Genomic DNA, 16,648 nt, shown 5'->3' with positions numbered 1-16,648 from the left:
CGCGACGCCAGCGCTGACAAAGCTGTGCTTTGTCAGGTCACAGCCCCACCTCGTACACTCGTTCGTCCACACGCGCGCTGGAGCTTCAAGCGGGCATCCAGTGGATGCTCGCCGCGACGCCAGCGCTGACAAAGCTGTGCTTTGTCAGGTCACGATCCCACCACGACCACCCATTCGTCCACACGCGATGCCACGTGCAGTGTGCACACGGTGATGCGTGTGGACGAACGGGTGGACGCCAAGTACCGCTCAGCGAGCGGTCGCGATTAGGCCCAGCTCGGCAGACGACGCCAGAAGCTCGTGCCTCGGCACAACGCGAACGGTGTACCCGAACGAACCCGCGTGCTCGAGTACGACAGTGCCCGAGAACCCATAGAGGCCGTCAGCATCGGTCGGTACGACCCCGGGGGCGACCACCGTGAGCGGGGTCGTCGAGGTCGAGACGACGGTGGGTGCGAGGGCGACGGCCCGGGCATCCGTCAACTGGTCGCCGACCGCCGTGTGGCCGTAGACCACCTCGACCGAAACGTCGTCAGGCGTCAGTGAGCCGAGGTTCACCCTGGCCCTGACCTGCAGCTCATCGCCGACCTGGGGCGTGTCGTCGAGGCCACCCGATTCGACGTGTACCACCGCGACACTCGGCCACGCCGCGCGCTCGCGTGCCTTCCAGTCCGACAGCGCGATCGCGGGCGCATAGTCGTGGCCGGAGACGGCCTTCTCGGCGGCGCAGGCGGGTACGTAGAGGCGGGTGACGTACTCGCTGACCATGCGCTCGGCCGAGAGTGACGGCGAGAGTGTGGCCAGCGTGTGTCGGATCGACTTGGTCCAGCGCTCGGGCACACCCTCGGAGTTGCGGTCGTAGAACCGCGGCGCGACCTGGTGTTCGATCAGATCGTACAGGGCCTCTGACTCGAGCTGGTCACGCTCTTCTGCCGACTCTGCGCTGTCTGCCGTCGGAATAGCCCAGCCGTTCTCACCGTCGTAGAACTCGTTCCACCAGCCATCGAGAATCGAGAGGTTGAGCCCGCCGTTCAGGGCGGCCTTCATTCCGGATGTTCCGCAGGCCTCGAGCGGCCGCAACGGGTTGTTGAGCCACACGTCGGTACCCGGGTAGAGCTTCTGCGCCATGCCGATGTCGTAGTTCGGCAGGAACACGATGCGGTGCCGCACCTCGGGGTCCGAGGCGAACTGCACAAGCTTCTGGATGAGGCGCTTGCCTTCTTCGTCAGCAGGGTGCGACTTGCCGGCGATCACGAGCTGTACCGGCTGCGTCGGGTTGAGCAGGATCGACTTCAGGCGGGCAGGGTCGCGGAGCATCAGCGTGAGGCGCTTGTAGGTCGGTACTCGCCGGGCGAACCCGATCGTGAGCACGGCGGGGTCGAGCAGGGTGCGATACCACGAAGGAGGAATCGAGCCGGGGCTCCGCTCGAGCCACGCTTCGGTCACGCGGTGCCTGGCATCGGCCACCAGCTGGCGGCGCATGTCGTTTCGAACCGCCCAGAGGTCGTCGTCGGTGACGTCAGGCGACATCCAGTCGGCCGTGGCCGTGTCGGGGGTGCCGAGCCGGTTCTGCGCGAGCTCCATGAGAAGCGGATCTGTCCAGGTCGGGGCGTGCACACCATTGGTCACAGAGGTGATCGGCACATCGGCCCTGTCGAAGCCCGGCCAGAGCCCTGCGAACATTCCGCGGCTCACCTCGCCGTGCAGCTTCGACACGCCGTTGGCCCGCTGCGCGAGGCGCAGGCCCATGATCGCCATGTTGAACATGCCAGGGTCTCCGCCGTTGGCGACCTCATTGCCGAGCGCCAGAATGGCCGATACGTCGACTCCGGGGAGGAGGTCGGTGGAGAAGTAGCGCTCGACGACAGCGGCATCGAACCGGTCTATGCCGGCCGGAACCGGAGTGTGGGTGGTGAAGACCGTGCCCGCACGAACCACCTGCAGGGCGGCATCGAACGACAGCCCCTCGCCGATGAGGTCGCAGATGCGCTCGAGGCCGAGAAAACCGGCGTGACCTTCGTTGGTGTGGAAGACCTGGGGCTCCGGCTGCTCGGTGAGTTCCGCCAGGATCTTCAGTGCGCGCACTCCCCCGATCCCCAGGAGGAGTTCCTGCAGCAGGCGATGTTCACCCCCGCCGCCGTACAGGCGGTCGGTGACACTCCGCAGGTCTTCGTCGTTGTCGGGGATGTCGGTGTCGAGCAGCAGCAACCGGATGCGCCCGACCTGCGCCTGCCAGATCCGGGCGTAGAGCGCGCGGTCGTCGGGAAGAGCAAGCACGACCTGGGCGGGTGATCCGTCCGCCAGCCGCAGCACGTTCAACGGCAGCCCGTCGGGGTCGAGGATCGGGTAGCTTTCCTGCTGCCAACCGTCACGCGAGATCGCCTGCCGGAAGTACCCGGCACGGTAGAACAGCCCGACGCCGATGATGGGCACCCCGAGGTCCGATGCCGCCTTGAGATGGTCCCCGGCCAGTATCCCGAGCCCGCCGGAGTACTGCGGCAGCGCGGCGGCGATGCCGAACTCGGGTGAGAAGTAGCCGATGCTACGGGGCTTGGGCCCCTCGAGGCCCTGGTACCAGCGGGGTTCGGTGAGATACCGATGCAGATCGTCGCGCAGGCTGTTCGCCCAGGCCACGAAACCCTCGTCGGAGGCCAGGGCAGCCAGTCTGGCAGGGCTGACGGCACCGAGTAGCGCGATCGGGTCACCGAGGCTGGCCTCCCAGTCGTCTGGCGAGATATGCGCGAAGAGCCTGCGCGTCGGCTCGTGCCACGACCAGCGGAGGTTCGCCGCAAGCTGTCCCACGGATTTCAGCTCAGGGGGCAGAACAGATCGAACGGTGAACTTGCGTATTGCCTTCACGTACAGCTCCTTCGAAGAACACAGCAGTGCCTCGGTACTGACGGAGCAACGTGTCGGGTGCGCTCCATCGTTGCCCCTGTCGCGCAAGCCTAGAACAGGTACGTTACGGAACGTTAAACGCACAAGGGGGCAATTTTTCCGCCGCCTCCCCTGACCTTTGTTGGTACGGTCAATCTGTGGCTAAGACAGTGGCAAAGACATCCGGCCGAGCGGCACCCAAGCGAGCCGGGGCTCCGACGGAACCCGGCTTCACCCCCGCGATCGGGCGTATCCCCATCGTCGACGTCTTCCCTCAGGTCTCCGGCGGCCGATGGCCGGCAAAGGCTTTCGCCGGTGAAGTGATCCCGTTCGGCGCAACGGTGTTTCGCGAGGGCCACGACGCCGTCGGTGCCAGGCTCGAGCTCGTCGACCCAACGGGTGCGGCCTCCTCCCACGGGCTCCGGATGATCGGCACCGGCATCGATCGCTTTCAAACACTCGCCCATGTGCCAACGCAGGGTGCGTGGAGATTCCGTATCCGCGCCTTCAGCGACGACTACGCCACCTGGGAGCACAACGCCTCGATCAAGGTCCCCGCCGGGATCGATGTCGAGCTGACCTTCGCCATCGCGAGCAAACTGTTTCTCTTCGCCGGCGCCGATGCCGAGCGCCCCGTAGAGGAACGTGCACTGTTCGACGACCTCGCCCTGTTCGTGGTCGACGCGGCCATCCCCGCTGCAGACAGGCTCGAGCAGGCAACCTCGGCGGCCGTGTTGCACGCCGTGGAGAATCGCCCGATCGCGAGCCTCGACACGTTCTCCGACTGGCACGAACTGAAAGTCGAACGCGAGCGCGCCGGCTACGGCGCCTGGTACGAGTTCTTCCCCCGTTCGGTCGGAGCTGTGGAGCAGGCCGACGGAACGTTCACCAGCGGGACCTTCCGCACTGCCGCGCGTCGCCTGCCTGCCGTAGCAGCAATGGGATTCGACGTGCTCTACCTGCCGCCGATCCATCCCATCGGTGAGGCCTTCCGCAAGGGCCCCAACAACTCCCTCACTGTGGAACCGGGCGACCCCGGCTCTCCGTGGGCGATCGGGGGCGAAGCCGGCGGCCACGATGCCGTGCATCCCGACCTCGGTACGGTCGCGCAGTTCAAGATCTTCCGTGCCGCAGCCGAGAAACTCGGGCTCGAGATAGCGCTCGACTTCGCGCTCCAGGCCTCGCCCGATCATCCCTGGGTGAAGCAGCACCCCGAGTGGTTCACGACCCTGCCCGACGGGTCCATCGCCTACGCCGAGAACCCGCCGAAGAAGTACCAGGACATCTATCCGATCAACTTCGACAACGATCCCGCCGGTATCCGCGCAGAGGCACTCCGCATTCTGCGGTTCTGGATCGCTGCCGGCGTGCGGATCTTCAGGGTCGACAACCCCCACACGAAGCCGCTGGACTTCTGGGAGTGGATCATCGCCACCGTCAACTCCGAGCATCCCGACGTCATCTTCCTCGCGGAGGCCTTCACACGGCCGGCGCTGATGCAGACGCTCGCCAAGGTGGGCTTCCAGCAGTCGTACACCTACTTCACCTGGCGCAACACGAAGGAGGAGCTCGAAGAGTTCCTCGATGGGCTCGCACACGAGACGGCGGCGTTCTTCAGGCCCAACCTGTTCGTGAACACGCCCGACATCCTGCACGCCTACCTGCAGTTCGGCGGTCGCCCAGCGTACAAGATCAGGGCGGCGATCGCGGCGACGGCGTCGCCGACCTGGGGAGTGTATTCGGGATACGAGCTGATCGAGAACGTCGCCAGGCCCGGCTCCGAAGAGAACATCGACAACGAGAAGTACGAATACCGGCCACGCGACTTCGAGGCGGCAACGGCCGCCGGAACCTCGATTGCGCCGTACCTCACCCTGCTCAACAAGGCGAGGGCGGAACACCCCGCGCTTCACCAGCTGCGCAATCTCGACATCCATGCCAGCGACGACGACTCGGTTCTCGTGTACAGCAAATACATCGCGGGCGAGTTCACCGAGAGCGGCCTTCCTGACGGCCTGATCGTGGTCGCGAACGTCGACCCCTGGTCGGTACGGGAGACCACCGTTCGCCTCGACGTGACCAAGTTCGGCCTCGAGCCCGGGGCGCAGTTCCGAGTGACCGACGCGGTCACGGGCGCCTCTTGGCTCTGGGGCGCAGACAACTACGTGCGGCTGAATTCCTTCGCCGAGCCGGTCCACATCCTGTCGGTGCACTACAGCCCCGACGAGCCGGCTGACGCGACGGCCGCCGCCGGCTCAGACTCACAGAACCTCGACGAAACGGACAACACCTGATGGCCCAGATCGACGGCCTCACCGCCCTGACCATTCCCGAGATCGATGAGAACGTTCTGCAGCAGGTCGCCAGCGGTTCGTACTACGACCCACACTCCATCCTGGGCCAGCACCTCATCGACCCCGGCAGTGCGGGCGACCCCATCACGGTCATCCGCACCCTTCGTCCGCTCGCCACCGAAGTTGTCGCGGTGCTCTCCAACGGGGCACGCACCCAGCTGACCCACTTGTACGGCGGCATCTGGCAGGGTTTCACCATCACCGGGCTCGACGACTACCTCATCGATGCCACGTACGGCGACGGCTCCACCTGGTCGGCCGATGACCCTTACCGCTTCTCACCGACACTCGGTGAACTCGACCTCCACCTCATCGGCGAAGGCCGCCACGAGCAGCTGTGGGACGTTCTGGGGGCGCACCACCGCACACACCACGGCATCGACTCGGCGACCACCGGCACCTCGTTCGCGGTCTGGGCGCCACATGCCCGCGCTGTGCGCGTGATCGGCGACTTCAACGGTTGGGACGGCACACGCCACTCGATGCGCAGCCTGGGCGCGACCGGCGTCTGGGAGGTGTTCATTCCCGACCTCGCGCCCGGCAGCAACTACAAGTTCGAGCTGCTGACACAGCACGGCGGCTGGGTGAGCAAGGCAGACCCGATGGCGCGCCGAACCGAAGTGCCGCCTTTGACGGCCTCGGTCATCACCCAGTCGAGCTACGAATGGGCCGATGGGGAGTGGATGCAGACGCGGGCAGAGACCGACCCGCACAACTCGCCGATGAGCGTCTACGAGATGCACCTCGGCTCGTGGCGGCCCGGGCTCGACTACCGTTCGCTGGCCGATCAGCTGATCGACTACATGAACGAGCTGGGCTTCACCCACGTCGAGTTCATGCCCCTGGCCGAGCATCCATTCGGCGGGTCATGGGGCTACCAGGTCACCGGCTACTACGCACCGACGGCACGCTTCGGCACTCCGGATGACCTGCGGTACCTCATCGACCGCCTGCATCAGGCGGGCATCGGCGTGCTTCTCGACTGGGTACCGGGTCACTTTCCGAAGGACTCCTTCGCCCTGGCGAACTTCGACGGCCAGCCCCTCTACGAGCACGCAGATCCGCGACGCGGTGAGCAACCGGACTGGGGCACACTGGTCTTCAACTTCGGAGACTCGAAGGTGCGCAACTTCCTCGTCGCGAATGCGCTGTACTGGTTCGAGGAATTCCACATCGATGGGTTGCGGGTCGATGCCGTGGCCTCGATGCTCTACCTCGACTATTCGCGCAAGGCGGGCGAATGGCTGCCGAACCAGTACGGCGGGCGTGAGAACCTCGAGGCGATCAGTCTGCTGCAGGAGGTCAACGCCACAGCCTACCGACGCTACCCCGGCATCGTGATGATCGCCGAGGAGTCGACCAGCTGGCCGGGCGTTACGCACCCGACGAACCAGGGCGGGCTCGGCTTCGGCATCAAGTGGAACATGGGGTGGATGCACGACAGCCTGCAGTACATCGAGACAGATCCGCTCTACCGCTCGCACCACCACGGTGAGATCACGTTCTCGTTCCTGTACGCATTCAGCGAGAATTTCATGCTGCCGATCTCGCACGACGAGGTCGTGCACGGCAAGGGATCACTCCTGTCGAAGATGCCGGGCGACCACTGGCAGAAGCTCGCGAACCTGAGGGCGTACCTCGGCTTCATGTGGGCGCACCCGGGCAAGCAGCTGCTGTTCATGGGCCAGGAGTTCGGCCAGCCCTCGGAGTGGAGCGAGGAACGGGGCCTCGACTGGTGGATCCTCGACCAGCCGGTGCACCGGGCACTGTTGCACCTCGTCTCGTCGCTGAACACCGTCTATCGCGAGAACCCGGCGCTCTGGGCGCGCGACAACGAATCCGGCGGCTTCGAGTGGATCGACGGCGGGTCGAGCGAGAAGAACCTCGTCTCCTTCCTTCGATGGGATGCCGACGGCAACCCGATCGCTGTCCTGATGAACTTCTCCGGCGCCCCTGTCGGCCCGTACCGCGTGGGTCTGCCGTTCGGCGGAATCTGGGACGAGATCATCAACACCGACGCCGTCGAGTTCGGCGGTTCGGGCGTCGGCAACTTCGGTGCCGTCACCGCCGAGAGCGTGCCCTGGTCGGGACGCCCCGCCTCCGTGGAGCTGACCCTCCCTCCCCTGGCCGCTCTCTACCTGAAGCCCCGCCCCCGCGCCTGAGTCCGCGCCGCTGGCTGCCACTGCACTTCGGGCGGAGCTGGGCGGATGCGCCTCCGTCGAGCACCCGCACGCCATCCCATAGCGCCTTCGGACTGACGCCCCCGCCACGGCCGGACGTGGGCATCGTTCCGCAGCTCACCCCGCAGGCGGCGCCAAACCCAACGCTTCAGAGTTTCGGACTGACCCGTGAGCCCCGGCCGGACGTGGGCATCGTTCCGCAGCTCACGTCAGGGGTGCCCTCGCAAACCCTCCCCCGGCACGGAGTGTGTTGAAGTTTCGGACCGGCGCGTCGAGTCCCGGCCGGACGTGGGCATCGTTCCGCAGCTCACCTCAGGGGTGCCCTCGCAAACCCTCCCCCGGCACGGAGTGTGTTGAAGTTTCGGACCGGCGCGTCGAGTCCCGGCCGGACGTGGGCATCGTTCCGCAGCTCACGTCAGGGGTGCCCTCGCAAACCCTCCCCCGGCACGGAGTGCCTTACTTCGCGTCCTGCTTCGGGAACACCACCTTCTCGATGATGATGATGGCCGAGGCGGCCACGGGAATCGCGACGAGGGCACCCAGCACACCGCCCACGGTTCCTCCGGCGACCGCACCGATCACCACGACCGCCCCCGGAACCGACACTGCGCGGTTCATGATTCGAGGGCTCAACACGTATGCCTCCACCTGCATGTACACCAGGTAGTAGATCGCAGCGACGAGCGCCGTGAGCGGCGACGCGAGCAGGCACACGAGCACGATGATCAGTGAGCCCGTGATCGTACCGACCAGAGGCACCAGCGAGAGCAGGAAGGCGATGAACGCCAGCAGCACCGGCAGTGGCGCGCCGATGATCGAGAGGAAGATGAAGCTCAGAATGCCGTTGACCAGCGCCAACGCAATCTGCCCCACGACGTAGCGACCGACCGCCTGGGTGATCTGCTCCGTGATCTCGGCGAAATTCGCGCGCTTCGTGGCCGGCACGAACCGGTACGTGACGCGCTTCATCGACCGGAGTGACGCCAGGAAGTAGAGCGTCAGGATCAACACGATGACGGAGCCGGTCACGCCGCTTGCCACGCCGGCCCCGACAGCCAGGATCCCGCCGCCGAGGGAGAGCACCTTGTCGGGGCTGAAGAAGGTCTGCACGTTCTTGATGACGTCGTCGACACTCACTACACCCGAGAGTTGGTTCTCGAGATTCTTGACCCAGTCCGAGTTCTGCAGGTTCGTCATGTACGTCGGAAAGTTGTTCACAAGATTCGTCGTCTGGTCGACGATGATCGGGATGATCGTGAACAGCAGCCCCGCGAGAATCAACACCACGACACCGAACACGATTCCGATCGCGAGGGCCCTGGGCATCCGCTTCGACAGGCGAGACACCAGGGGGTCGAGGCCGAGAGCGATGAACAGCGCGACGCCGACGTAGATAAGCACCGTGCCCAGCTGCGTGACGAGCCCCCCGATGACCAGTGCCACGAGCACACCGAGCGCCCCGAGCAGCCCGATCTTGAAGGCGTTCACTTGGGCGAATGTCTCGGTGCCCTGGGTGACGGTCTGAACCTCGGGCGAAATACTGGCCGGGCTCGGTGGTGGTGTGTGACGCCTGCTCATCCTCATGGTTCGACTTTATTGCCCCGGCAGTCAGATCAGGCGCAACCATACTGCCGATTGACAAGCATCAGCCGCTTGGGTATCCGCGCCGGGCCGTATCGAAATCTTCTCGAGCAGCCGGTTTCGATACCCCTTGCAGGCTCTTCAACCAGAAGGCGGATCAGTACAGCAGCATCGTGAGACGGCGGCGGGCAGCTGTCACTCGGGGGTCTTCGAGACCGACCACCTCGAACAGGTCGAGGAGCCGGGTGCGCAACACGTCTTTTGCGGGCACATCTGCCCTGGCCGATGCCGAGGCGAAGAGGGTCAGAATACGGTCGAAGGCGTCGTCGATGTGCCCACCGGACACGTCGAGATCGGCAACCAGGAGTTGCGCATCGAGGTCCTCGGGCTGGGCCGCTGCCTGCGCCCGGATCTCGTCCAGCGTGTGGTCGGTGAGGCGGTCGAGCAGCTTCACTTGCGCGAGGCCGGCGATGGCCAGCTGGTCGCGAGGGCTCTGCGCGAGCGCCGTCTCGTATTCTGCGATGGCTGCCTTGTAGTCCCCTCGCGAAATGGCTTCGTATGCTTCAGCGTGGTGAGGGGGAAGCACCTCTTCTGCGGCTGACGCAGGGTCGGCCTCACTTTCGGTGGGTGTTGCGCCTGTGCGCCCGTCTGAAGGTTCTGCGCGGCCGGTGATGCCATTCTGGTCGGCGAGTTGCGCCACTTGTTCGAGCACGTCGCGGATGCTCTGCTCGGGCTGCGCGCCTTCGAACAGTGCCACGGGTCGCCCACCGATGATTGCGGCAACGGTCGGCACGGATTGCGCCTGGAACGCCTCGGTCAGCTGAGGGTTCGTGTCTGTCTCGACTCGGACCAGCACGAATTGGCCCGAGTACTCCAGGATCAGCTTCTGCATCAGCGGAGCGAGAATTCGTGATCCGTCAGACCACGATGCCCACAGTTCGACAATGACGGCAACCGAGTTGGAGAGTTCGAGAATCTGCGAGAACGAGGCATCAGTTCCATCGAGAAGGAGACTCGGAACCGTGACGACACCCGTAGGCCCCGCTGCCGCGCCGCTACCGTTCGATGACGGTGCCGAACCCGCCGGCGAAGTTGCCCGGTTCACCAGCGAAGACAGGTCGACCGCACCTCGCAGGCTCGCGGCGGAGGGGGGAACCTGACTCACGGCAACTCCTTTGCACTCAAGAGCCCCTGAGCGAAACCGAGAAGTCTGACCTTCGAAGTGTCGCCCGACGGCGGGATATAGAACAGCAACTGGTAATCGTAGATCGCCTCGGTGCCCTTCGTCGACGTGGTGACGCCGGAAGCGGCCTTCACCGCACCTTCCGGACTGACTGTCGCACCGGCCTCGACCACCTTGACGGTCTCCGACTCCCTGATGTTGAGTGCGACGATCGCGCCCGACTGGTTAGTCGCGAGCGAAATGGTCTGCCCGGCCCCGGCGACCTTTGCGAATTCGATACTCGCAGTGTTGGGTAGCGCGGCTTTCTTCGCGTTCTTGTAGTCCACGCCGACGCTCGTTCGAAGTGTGTCACCTGTTGCATCGAATTTGTCGAAATACGGGCTCTGGTCACCGACAGCCAGAATGTCTGCATATCCGGTCGCTGCATCGGCCGGGGTGATGGACAGGAGCTTGCTGTCGTCTGCCAGGCGCGAGGTGCCGACGGTTGCCGGAGCAACTGGGGGAAGTGTCGTGTTCGGCTCGAGCGGAATCGCGTAGTACACCTTGTAGGCACTGCGTGGGGTGTCCTGAACCATCATCAGCGAGAGTGGCGCAACGGTCGTATCGGCCGTGTTCTCAGCGATGGCGAAGACGGTGCGAGGCCAGGCCGTTGTAGCCTGTGGCAACACAACCGAGGCTGGCCCGACGGGAATGGCCTGTGGGGCTGGATACGCGGGGTCCGCTGCCCGGATCTTGTAGGTCGCAGCTCTCAGCTCCAGGGCCGGCCCGGTGACGCGTGCGGCCAGGGCTGTCGCGTCTGAGGCAGCATCTGCCGCGGTGGTGGTGGCACTGACCCGGGCGAGAATCGCGTCGAGCTGCGTCTCGCTGACCACTGGCGGCGGCCCGGACTCGGGAGTCGGAACAGGCGTGGGAGTGCCGGTCGTCTCCGACGGGGTCGAACTCGGCGTCGGTGTTCCCGTGGTCGACACAGGCACTGGCGTAGCCGTATCCGCAAGAGCACCCTGCGCCGGCATCGACACTCCGCCGGCCGCCACGACACAGAGCACCAAGGCTGGCGCCACGGTTCCGGTGAAGCGGGTGATCGAGCGTCGCCCGCGCCTGACCCCGGACTCGATGGCGTTCGTTCTTGAAGGAGAGAACCTCGTGCCCCGAGGGAGCGCCGGCGGCTTGCGGCGCGGTCCGCGGGACTTCTTCATGTGATTGAGCCCCAGGAGTAGCAGCACGAGCCCGGCGATGAGGAACGCTGCCCCGGCGAGGATCAGCGGCGTGGCCGCTGGAGTGCTGTTGTCGAGGGGCCACGAGATGCTCACCGTGGTCGGTGCTGGCGCCGTACCGTCGTCGGCCACGATCAGCGAATAACCTGCCGGGAGGTTGAACGTGCGCGACATCGAGGTGTCGGCGGAGTATTCCTCGAGCCAGAGGTCGGATCCAGCGGGATTCGCAGAGCCACTCGCGACGTTCGCCGCCGCGGCAGTTGTCGTGTCTGCGGGAACGATCGTCGACGACAGGGAGGGCTTGTCGCCACCCTGGTAGGCGATCTTGGCGAAGCTCGACCCGTTCAGCCAGGCCTTCACGTCATCGGTTCTGCCGTAGGCGACGAAGATCTTCGGGCTGCCGGAGAGGGTGACCGTCTGGTCTCCGCCCAGCGCTTTGAGTACATCACTGTCGATGTAGACATAGGGCGTGCTCACCGATTGGGTGGTTTCGACCTTCAGCGACGAGGGCGGAAGGAGCACTGTCCGCTCGGCGATACCGATGCCGATGAGCGCTGTCGCAATAACGAAAGCGAAGATCGCAAGAATGAATCGCACGTGATTTCTCCAGACACAAAGACATTAAAAGATAGCTGATCCTCCTTGTGAATGCTCCCAGACTTCTGCGTTGTCGTGTGCAGGGGCTAGATTTGCAGGCAGACCGAGGGAGCATATGCAGGTGAAAGTGAAGAACGCCTTCACGCTGGGCCTCGTGGGAACACTGGGCGTCGGCCTCGGTGTGGTGATCCTTCTCGCCATCGGAAACCTCGCCACGGTTCTCACGTATATCGGCATCGCCGTCTTTCTGGCGCTCGGTCTCGACCCGATCGTCTCCTGGCTCGAACGACACCATTTCCGCCGTCCGGTGGCCATCCTCGTGGTCGTGATCGGCGTCGCCGGAATCATCACGGGCCTCGTCTTCGCCGTGCTGCCGATCATCATCGACCAGCTGACGCAGCTGTTCGCCCAGATACCGCACCTGGCCACCCTGCTCCAGTCGTCGAGCTGGGCATCGAACCTCACCAACAGCCTGGGCGGCTTCATCGACGTGCAGGCCGTCGTCGACGCGGTCACGAAGTATCTGCAGGATCCCGGCAACATCACCACGATCGCCGGCGGTGCGCTGGCTGTCGGCGTGGGCATTGCAAACGGTATCTTCGGCACCGTCATCGTGGTCATCCTGACGCTCTTCTTCACGGCCAATCTCGCGCTGATGAAGAGGTCGGTCTACCTCCTCGTACCGGCGAGCAGACGCGAACGGTTCGCCGACCTCGGCGAGCAGGTGACAGAGGCAGTGGGCCGGTACGTGATCGGCCAGGTGACGCTCGCGCTCTGCAACGGTGTTCTGAGCTTCGTGTTCCTGTCGATCATCCAGGCACCATACGCAGCAGTTCTGGCGTTCATCGCCGGAATGCTCTCTCTGATCCCGCTGGTCGGAACGATCTCTGGCTCAGTCATCATTGTCGCCGTGTGCCTGATCCCGGGCGTGGGCTCACCACTTACCGCTCTGGTCGCCGCCATCTACTACCTGGTGTACATGCAGGTCGAGGCATACCTGCTGAGCCCGAACATCATGAAGCGTGCGGTCTCTGTGCCCGGATCGGTTGTGGTGATCGCCGCGCTGGCCGGCGGGTCATTGCTCGGGGTCCTGGGAGCGCTGGTTGCGATTCCGATCGCCGCGTCGATCATGCTGATCGTCAAACAGGTCGTGATTCCGATCCAGAACGAGCGCTGAGCCGCGGTCCCAAACCGTCCCGCAGGTGTCCGAGACGGTTCCGCAGATGCCAGAGGTCGTCTCGTCGAACTCTGGCCGTATCCTCGGCCTCAGGCCGTCTCGTAGGTCTCCGGCAGCGGGGCCGCGGCGGGGTTCACTCGCTGGACGATCTCGTTGAGCACCCTCTTGGTCTGCGACTCCCCCACCCACAGGTGTTTTCCGCCTTCGACCTCGACGATGTCGGCTTCGGGAACAGAAGAAAAACGTTCCCGAGCCTCGGGAGCCTTCAGATAGTCGTCGAATTCCGGAATGAGAGCGACAAGAGGGATGCCCGTCCCGGCCCACGCGGCGACTTCCGCCGTGGTCGCGCGGTGCAGCGGCGGCGACAAGAGGATCGCGCCCTCGATCTCGTGGCCCAGACCGTATTTCAGGGCGAGTTCGGTACCGAACGACCACCCGACTAGCCAGGGGTGCGGCAACCCCCGCTCCCCTACGAACCGCATCGCCGCGTCGACGTCGAGGCGCTCGTCGTCACCGTGGCCGAACGTGCCGTCACTCGTCCCGCGCGGAGACGAGGTCCCTCTGGTGTTGAAGCGCAGCACGGCGAGCTGGGCGAGTGCCGGAAGCCTGCCTGCCGCCTTGCGGATGATGTGCGAGTCCATGAATCCACCGGCCGTCGGCAGGGGGTGGAGCATCACCAGCGTTGCGACCGGTTCTCCTGTCGGGGGCAGCGACAGCTCACCGACCAGGGTGAGACCGTCTTCGGTGTGCAGTTCGATGTCTTCCCGAATGGCGGGGAGCACAACGCTGCTTCGAACATCGATCACGGGTGCCATCTACGAACCAATCCTCCAACAGTGGGTGTGCCAGTGCCTGCGGGCAGCAAGATCGCTGGAGTCGCCGAGCACGCCGTCGGCCCGCCACGCAACCAGGTGTGCCGTTCCCGGCGTGACGGTGAGCGAGCATCCGGGGCAGGTGTACGGCTTCGTGGCCTGCTTGGCCGAGATGGGCTGCACGTTCCAGTCGCCATTCCGGCGGTGTTCGACGGTTCGCCAACCCGTCATCATGCGTTCGAATCCGTCGTCACCCGTGTCGCCCGCCCCCGAATTGCGTCGAGGGCGATTGCTGCGGGGCATGACGTCAATTGTACGAGCCTCTCCCGGACTCCCCGGCGATGCACTCGGACTGCCCGGCGATGCGCTCGTACTACCCGCCGAGGCCCTCACTCTGCACCAGCCGAGACTCCTCGAGGTCGAGCATCTCGTGGGCGCGAGTGAGGGTGTGCGAGCTGAATTCACCGCGGTCGCGCTCGTCGAGAAGTGTCTCGCGCTCGACCCGGATCACCTCGAGCCTCAACTCACGATACTGTTCGTGCGGCGCAGGGTTGGTCTCGTCCTCGGCCAGGCTCGTGACCTCCCAGGCCGACTGGCTGCGCAACTTGGCGTCGCGCTTGACACGCTCGACCACACCCAGGTCGGGCACGGCTCCTCCCGGCAGCACGAGCTCCGGGTTCTCGAGAAGCCCGCGCCCCGCCTCCTGCAGGCGATCCACCAGCGAGGCGAACTCCACCTTCTCATCGGCTGCGCGCGCCCGCTGGATGCCCGACAGCTTGATCACGAACGGCAACGTCGACCCCTGCACGATCAGGGTCACTATTGCCACCGTGAAGGCGATCAGGATCAACTGGGGGCGGTATGGCGTGTCTTCAGGCAGGGACTGGGCCGCGGCAAGCGTCACCACGCCGCGCATTCCACTCCACGACAGTACGACTCCGCCCGCCACACCGGTCGGCACGTCACCGGCCATGGCACCCGGGCGCGTGGGCGGCGGATGACGTTTGCGACGCCAGGCGCTGATCAGGGTCGGCGGCATCACGAAGACGAACCGCACGATGATCAGCAGCCCCGTGGCCAACAGCCCGAAATAGATCGCCTGTTCGACACTCAGGTGTTTGTCGACGACTTGTTCCACAAGGTCTTTCAGCTGCAGCCCCATGATGAGGAACACCGCGTTCTCGAGCAGGAACTGCAGCGTACGCCAGGTGAGCCGTTCGCTGATGCGCGAGGGGGCGGTGAAGTACTTGGCGCCGAAGTGCCCGGTCATGAGCCCGGCCGCGACGACACTGAGCACCCCGGAGGCACCGACCGATTCGGCTGGCACGTATGCAAGAAACGGCACGGCGAACGAGACCGCGGTGGTCAGGACGGGGTCGGAGAGTTTCGAGCGCACCAGAATCGTCACTGCACCGACGAGCGCACCGACGACAGCTGCCACGACGACCGAGTAGACGAAGCTGCCAGCGACCTGCCACAGGCTCACCGCTCCTGCCGTTGCAGCAACGGCTGACCTCAGCAGAACGAGTGCTGAGGCATCGTTGACGAGGCTCTCGCCTTCGATCACGGCGCTCAGCCGGTGGGGCAGCCCGAGCCGCTTTCCGATCGATGTCGCCGCCACAGCGTCGGTCGGGCTGATCACCGCGCCGAGGGCGATTGCAGAAGCAAGGCTCAGCTCAGGGAAGAGCGAGAAGAGCAGCAGCCCCGTTCCGAATGCGCTCACGAACACGAGGGCTACGGAGAGCCCGGTGATGCTCCCGATATTGCGGCGGAAGTCGATGAGGGGAAGGTTGATCGCAGACGCGTAGAGCAACGGCGGAAGCACGACCGTCAGGATGAGCGCAGACGGCACATGAACGGGCTGTACACCAGGAATGATCGAGATACCCACCCCGATCAGCACGAGGATGATCGGGGCAGCGATGCGCAGCTTCGGCGCCAGAAGCGAGACCCCGACGATGACGATCACGCCAATGATCGCGACGATCTCGTTTCGCATGCCGTCAGCTTAGCGAGTGACGGGGATCGGTCAGGTCCTCAGCGAACTGCGCGTCAACGAACGGCGAGCATCACGTCGACGACGGCGTCGAGCACCAGGTCGACCTGCACCTCGCTGTAGCCGCCCAGCTTCGGGCGGAACACGACACCCCGAACATCCGCCACCGTGACGTTCGCGCCCGAGCGGAAGTATGCGATGAGGGTGTCGCAGAAAGCGTCGACGTCATCGCGGTTGTACCCGCCGGTGAGAACATTCGCTCGGGCGAACTTGTGGCCGTCTGCGCGTTCGAGACGCGCGACGATCTCGCGGGCCCGCTCCCTGCTGCGCGTGAACCACGCCTCGTCACCGATCTCGTGCTTTGCCCGCGCACGCTCGCGGGCGACGAAGGCATCTTCGAGGCGCTCCAGCGCCGCATCGACGTGGGCAGGCGAGTAGCCGCCCTTTTGCAGCCCGAAGCTCGCTCGCCGGATGCTCGTCGAATCCGTCTCGGCAGAATCGGCAGGGTTCAGCTCGGCCTGGGCCTCGTACGCCTTTCGGGCACGGGCGAGAAATCCCTCGACTTCATCGATGTTGTAGCCCAGAGCCGACTTGCGGCTGAGGGGAAAGGATTGGCTCACTCGACCATTGTGCCAATACTTGGCCCGTTACGCTGACAGCCAGCCGAGTGGACGCAC

Annotated in this window: 11 protein-coding genes; 3 read left to right on the top strand and 8 right to left on the bottom strand. The window is 65.1% G+C overall.

Annotated elements, in window-relative coordinates:
• Nucleotides 1-249: 249 nt before the first annotated feature.
• A complete protein-coding gene (glgP, locus tag KPL76_RS08660) occupies nt 250-2,859 on the bottom strand; it encodes an alpha-glucan family phosphorylase (protein ID WP_216332356.1) in 2,610 nt (869 codons plus the stop codon).
• Between the two features lie 176 nt (nt 2,860-3,035).
• Here glgP and KPL76_RS08655 point away from each other — a divergent pair, with 176 nt between their 5' ends.
• Together KPL76_RS08655 and glgB are read left to right on the top strand one after the other, a co-directional pair.
• Nucleotides 3,036-5,171 carry an alpha-1,4-glucan--maltose-1-phosphate maltosyltransferase gene (locus tag KPL76_RS08655; protein WP_371733884.1) on the top strand — a complete coding sequence of 712 codons (2,136 nt, stop codon included), beginning with the start codon at nt 3,036-3,038 and terminating at the stop codon, nt 5,169-5,171.
• On the top strand, nt 5,171-7,393 hold the full coding sequence (gene glgB / locus KPL76_RS08650) for a 1,4-alpha-glucan branching protein GlgB (RefSeq protein ID WP_216332354.1): 2,223 nt from the start codon (nt 5,171-5,173) through the stop codon (nt 7,391-7,393). Before KPL76_RS08655 ends, glgB begins: the two co-directional genes overlap by 1 nt.
• Nucleotides 7,394-7,867: 474 nt before the next feature.
• Here the strand turns inward: glgB and KPL76_RS08645 are convergent, their stop codons facing one another.
• The 3 genes from KPL76_RS08645 to KPL76_RS08635 all read right to left on the bottom strand — a co-directional run bounded on the left by KPL76_RS08645 (nt 7,868) and on the right by KPL76_RS08635 (nt 11,986).
• Nucleotides 7,868-8,989, bottom strand: a complete 1,122-nt coding sequence (locus KPL76_RS08645; protein WP_216332352.1) for an AI-2E family transporter — start codon at nt 8,987-8,989, stop codon at nt 7,868-7,870.
• A gap of 160 nt (nt 8,990-9,149) precedes the next feature.
• Nucleotides 9,150-10,157 (bottom strand): tetratricopeptide repeat protein, encoded by a 1,008-nt coding sequence (locus tag KPL76_RS08640; protein WP_216332350.1) that lies wholly within the window; start codon nt 10,155-10,157, stop codon nt 9,150-9,152.
• A complete protein-coding gene (locus tag KPL76_RS08635) occupies nt 10,154-11,986 on the bottom strand; it encodes a hypothetical protein (protein ID WP_216332348.1) in 1,833 nt (610 codons plus the stop codon). Before KPL76_RS08635 ends, KPL76_RS08640 begins: the two co-directional genes overlap by 4 nt.
• Before the next feature lie 121 nt (nt 11,987-12,107).
• On the opposite strand from KPL76_RS08635, the gene KPL76_RS08630 reads away from it, so the two are divergent.
• Nucleotides 12,108-13,163 (top strand): AI-2E family transporter, encoded by a 1,056-nt coding sequence (locus KPL76_RS08630; protein ID WP_216332346.1) that lies wholly within the window; start codon nt 12,108-12,110, stop codon nt 13,161-13,163.
• 89 nt (nt 13,164-13,252) lie between these two features.
• Here KPL76_RS08630 and KPL76_RS08625 read toward each other — a convergent pair whose 3' ends face one another.
• The 4 genes from KPL76_RS08625 to KPL76_RS08610 form a co-directional block, all read right to left on the bottom strand.
• The gene (locus KPL76_RS08625) at nt 13,253-13,978 is read right to left on the bottom strand and encodes an alpha/beta hydrolase (RefSeq protein WP_216332344.1); all 726 of its coding nucleotides are present in this window, start codon (nt 13,976-13,978) and stop codon (nt 13,253-13,255) included.
• Complete coding sequence (locus KPL76_RS08620) at nt 13,979-14,278, bottom strand: hypothetical protein (protein ID WP_216332342.1); 300 nt, start codon at nt 14,276-14,278, stop codon at nt 13,979-13,981.
• A gap of 70 nt (nt 14,279-14,348) precedes the next feature.
• Nucleotides 14,349-15,974: a sodium:proton antiporter gene (locus tag KPL76_RS08615; RefSeq protein ID WP_216332334.1), complete on the bottom strand. Its 1,626-nt coding sequence runs from the start codon at nt 15,972-15,974 to the stop codon at nt 14,349-14,351.
• Nucleotides 15,975-16,027: 53 nt separating this feature from the next.
• Nucleotides 16,028-16,591, bottom strand: a complete 564-nt coding sequence (locus KPL76_RS08610; RefSeq protein WP_216332332.1) for a DivIVA domain-containing protein — start codon at nt 16,589-16,591, stop codon at nt 16,028-16,030.
• Nucleotides 16,592-16,648 lie beyond the last annotated feature (57 nt).

It is taken from the genome of Subtercola sp. PAMC28395, assembly GCF_018889995.1.
Lineage (GTDB): Bacteria > Actinomycetota > Actinomycetes > Actinomycetales > Microbacteriaceae > Subtercola.
The sequence above is the reverse complement of the archived record's forward strand: the minus strand, read 5'-3'. Positions and strand labels throughout refer to the sequence as shown.

Excerpts from the sequence above, each read along its gene's own strand:
- glgB (WP_216332354.1), top strand. The coding sequence starts at position 5,171 with ATGGCCCAGATCGACGGCCTCACCGCCCTGACCATTCCCGAGATCGAT.
- KPL76_RS08645 (WP_216332352.1), bottom strand. The coding sequence starts at position 8,989 with ATGAGCAGGCGTCACACACCACCACCGAGCCCGGCCAGTATTTCGCCC.
- KPL76_RS08625 (WP_216332344.1), bottom strand. The coding sequence starts at position 13,978 with ATGGCACCCGTGATCGATGTTCGAAGCAGCGTTGTGCTCCCCGCCATT.
- KPL76_RS08620 (WP_216332342.1), bottom strand. The coding sequence starts at position 14,278 with ATGCCCCGCAGCAATCGCCCTCGACGCAATTCGGGGGCGGGCGACACG.
- KPL76_RS08615 (WP_216332334.1), bottom strand. The coding sequence starts at position 15,974 with ATGCGAAACGAGATCGTCGCGATCATTGGCGTGATCGTCATCGTCGGG.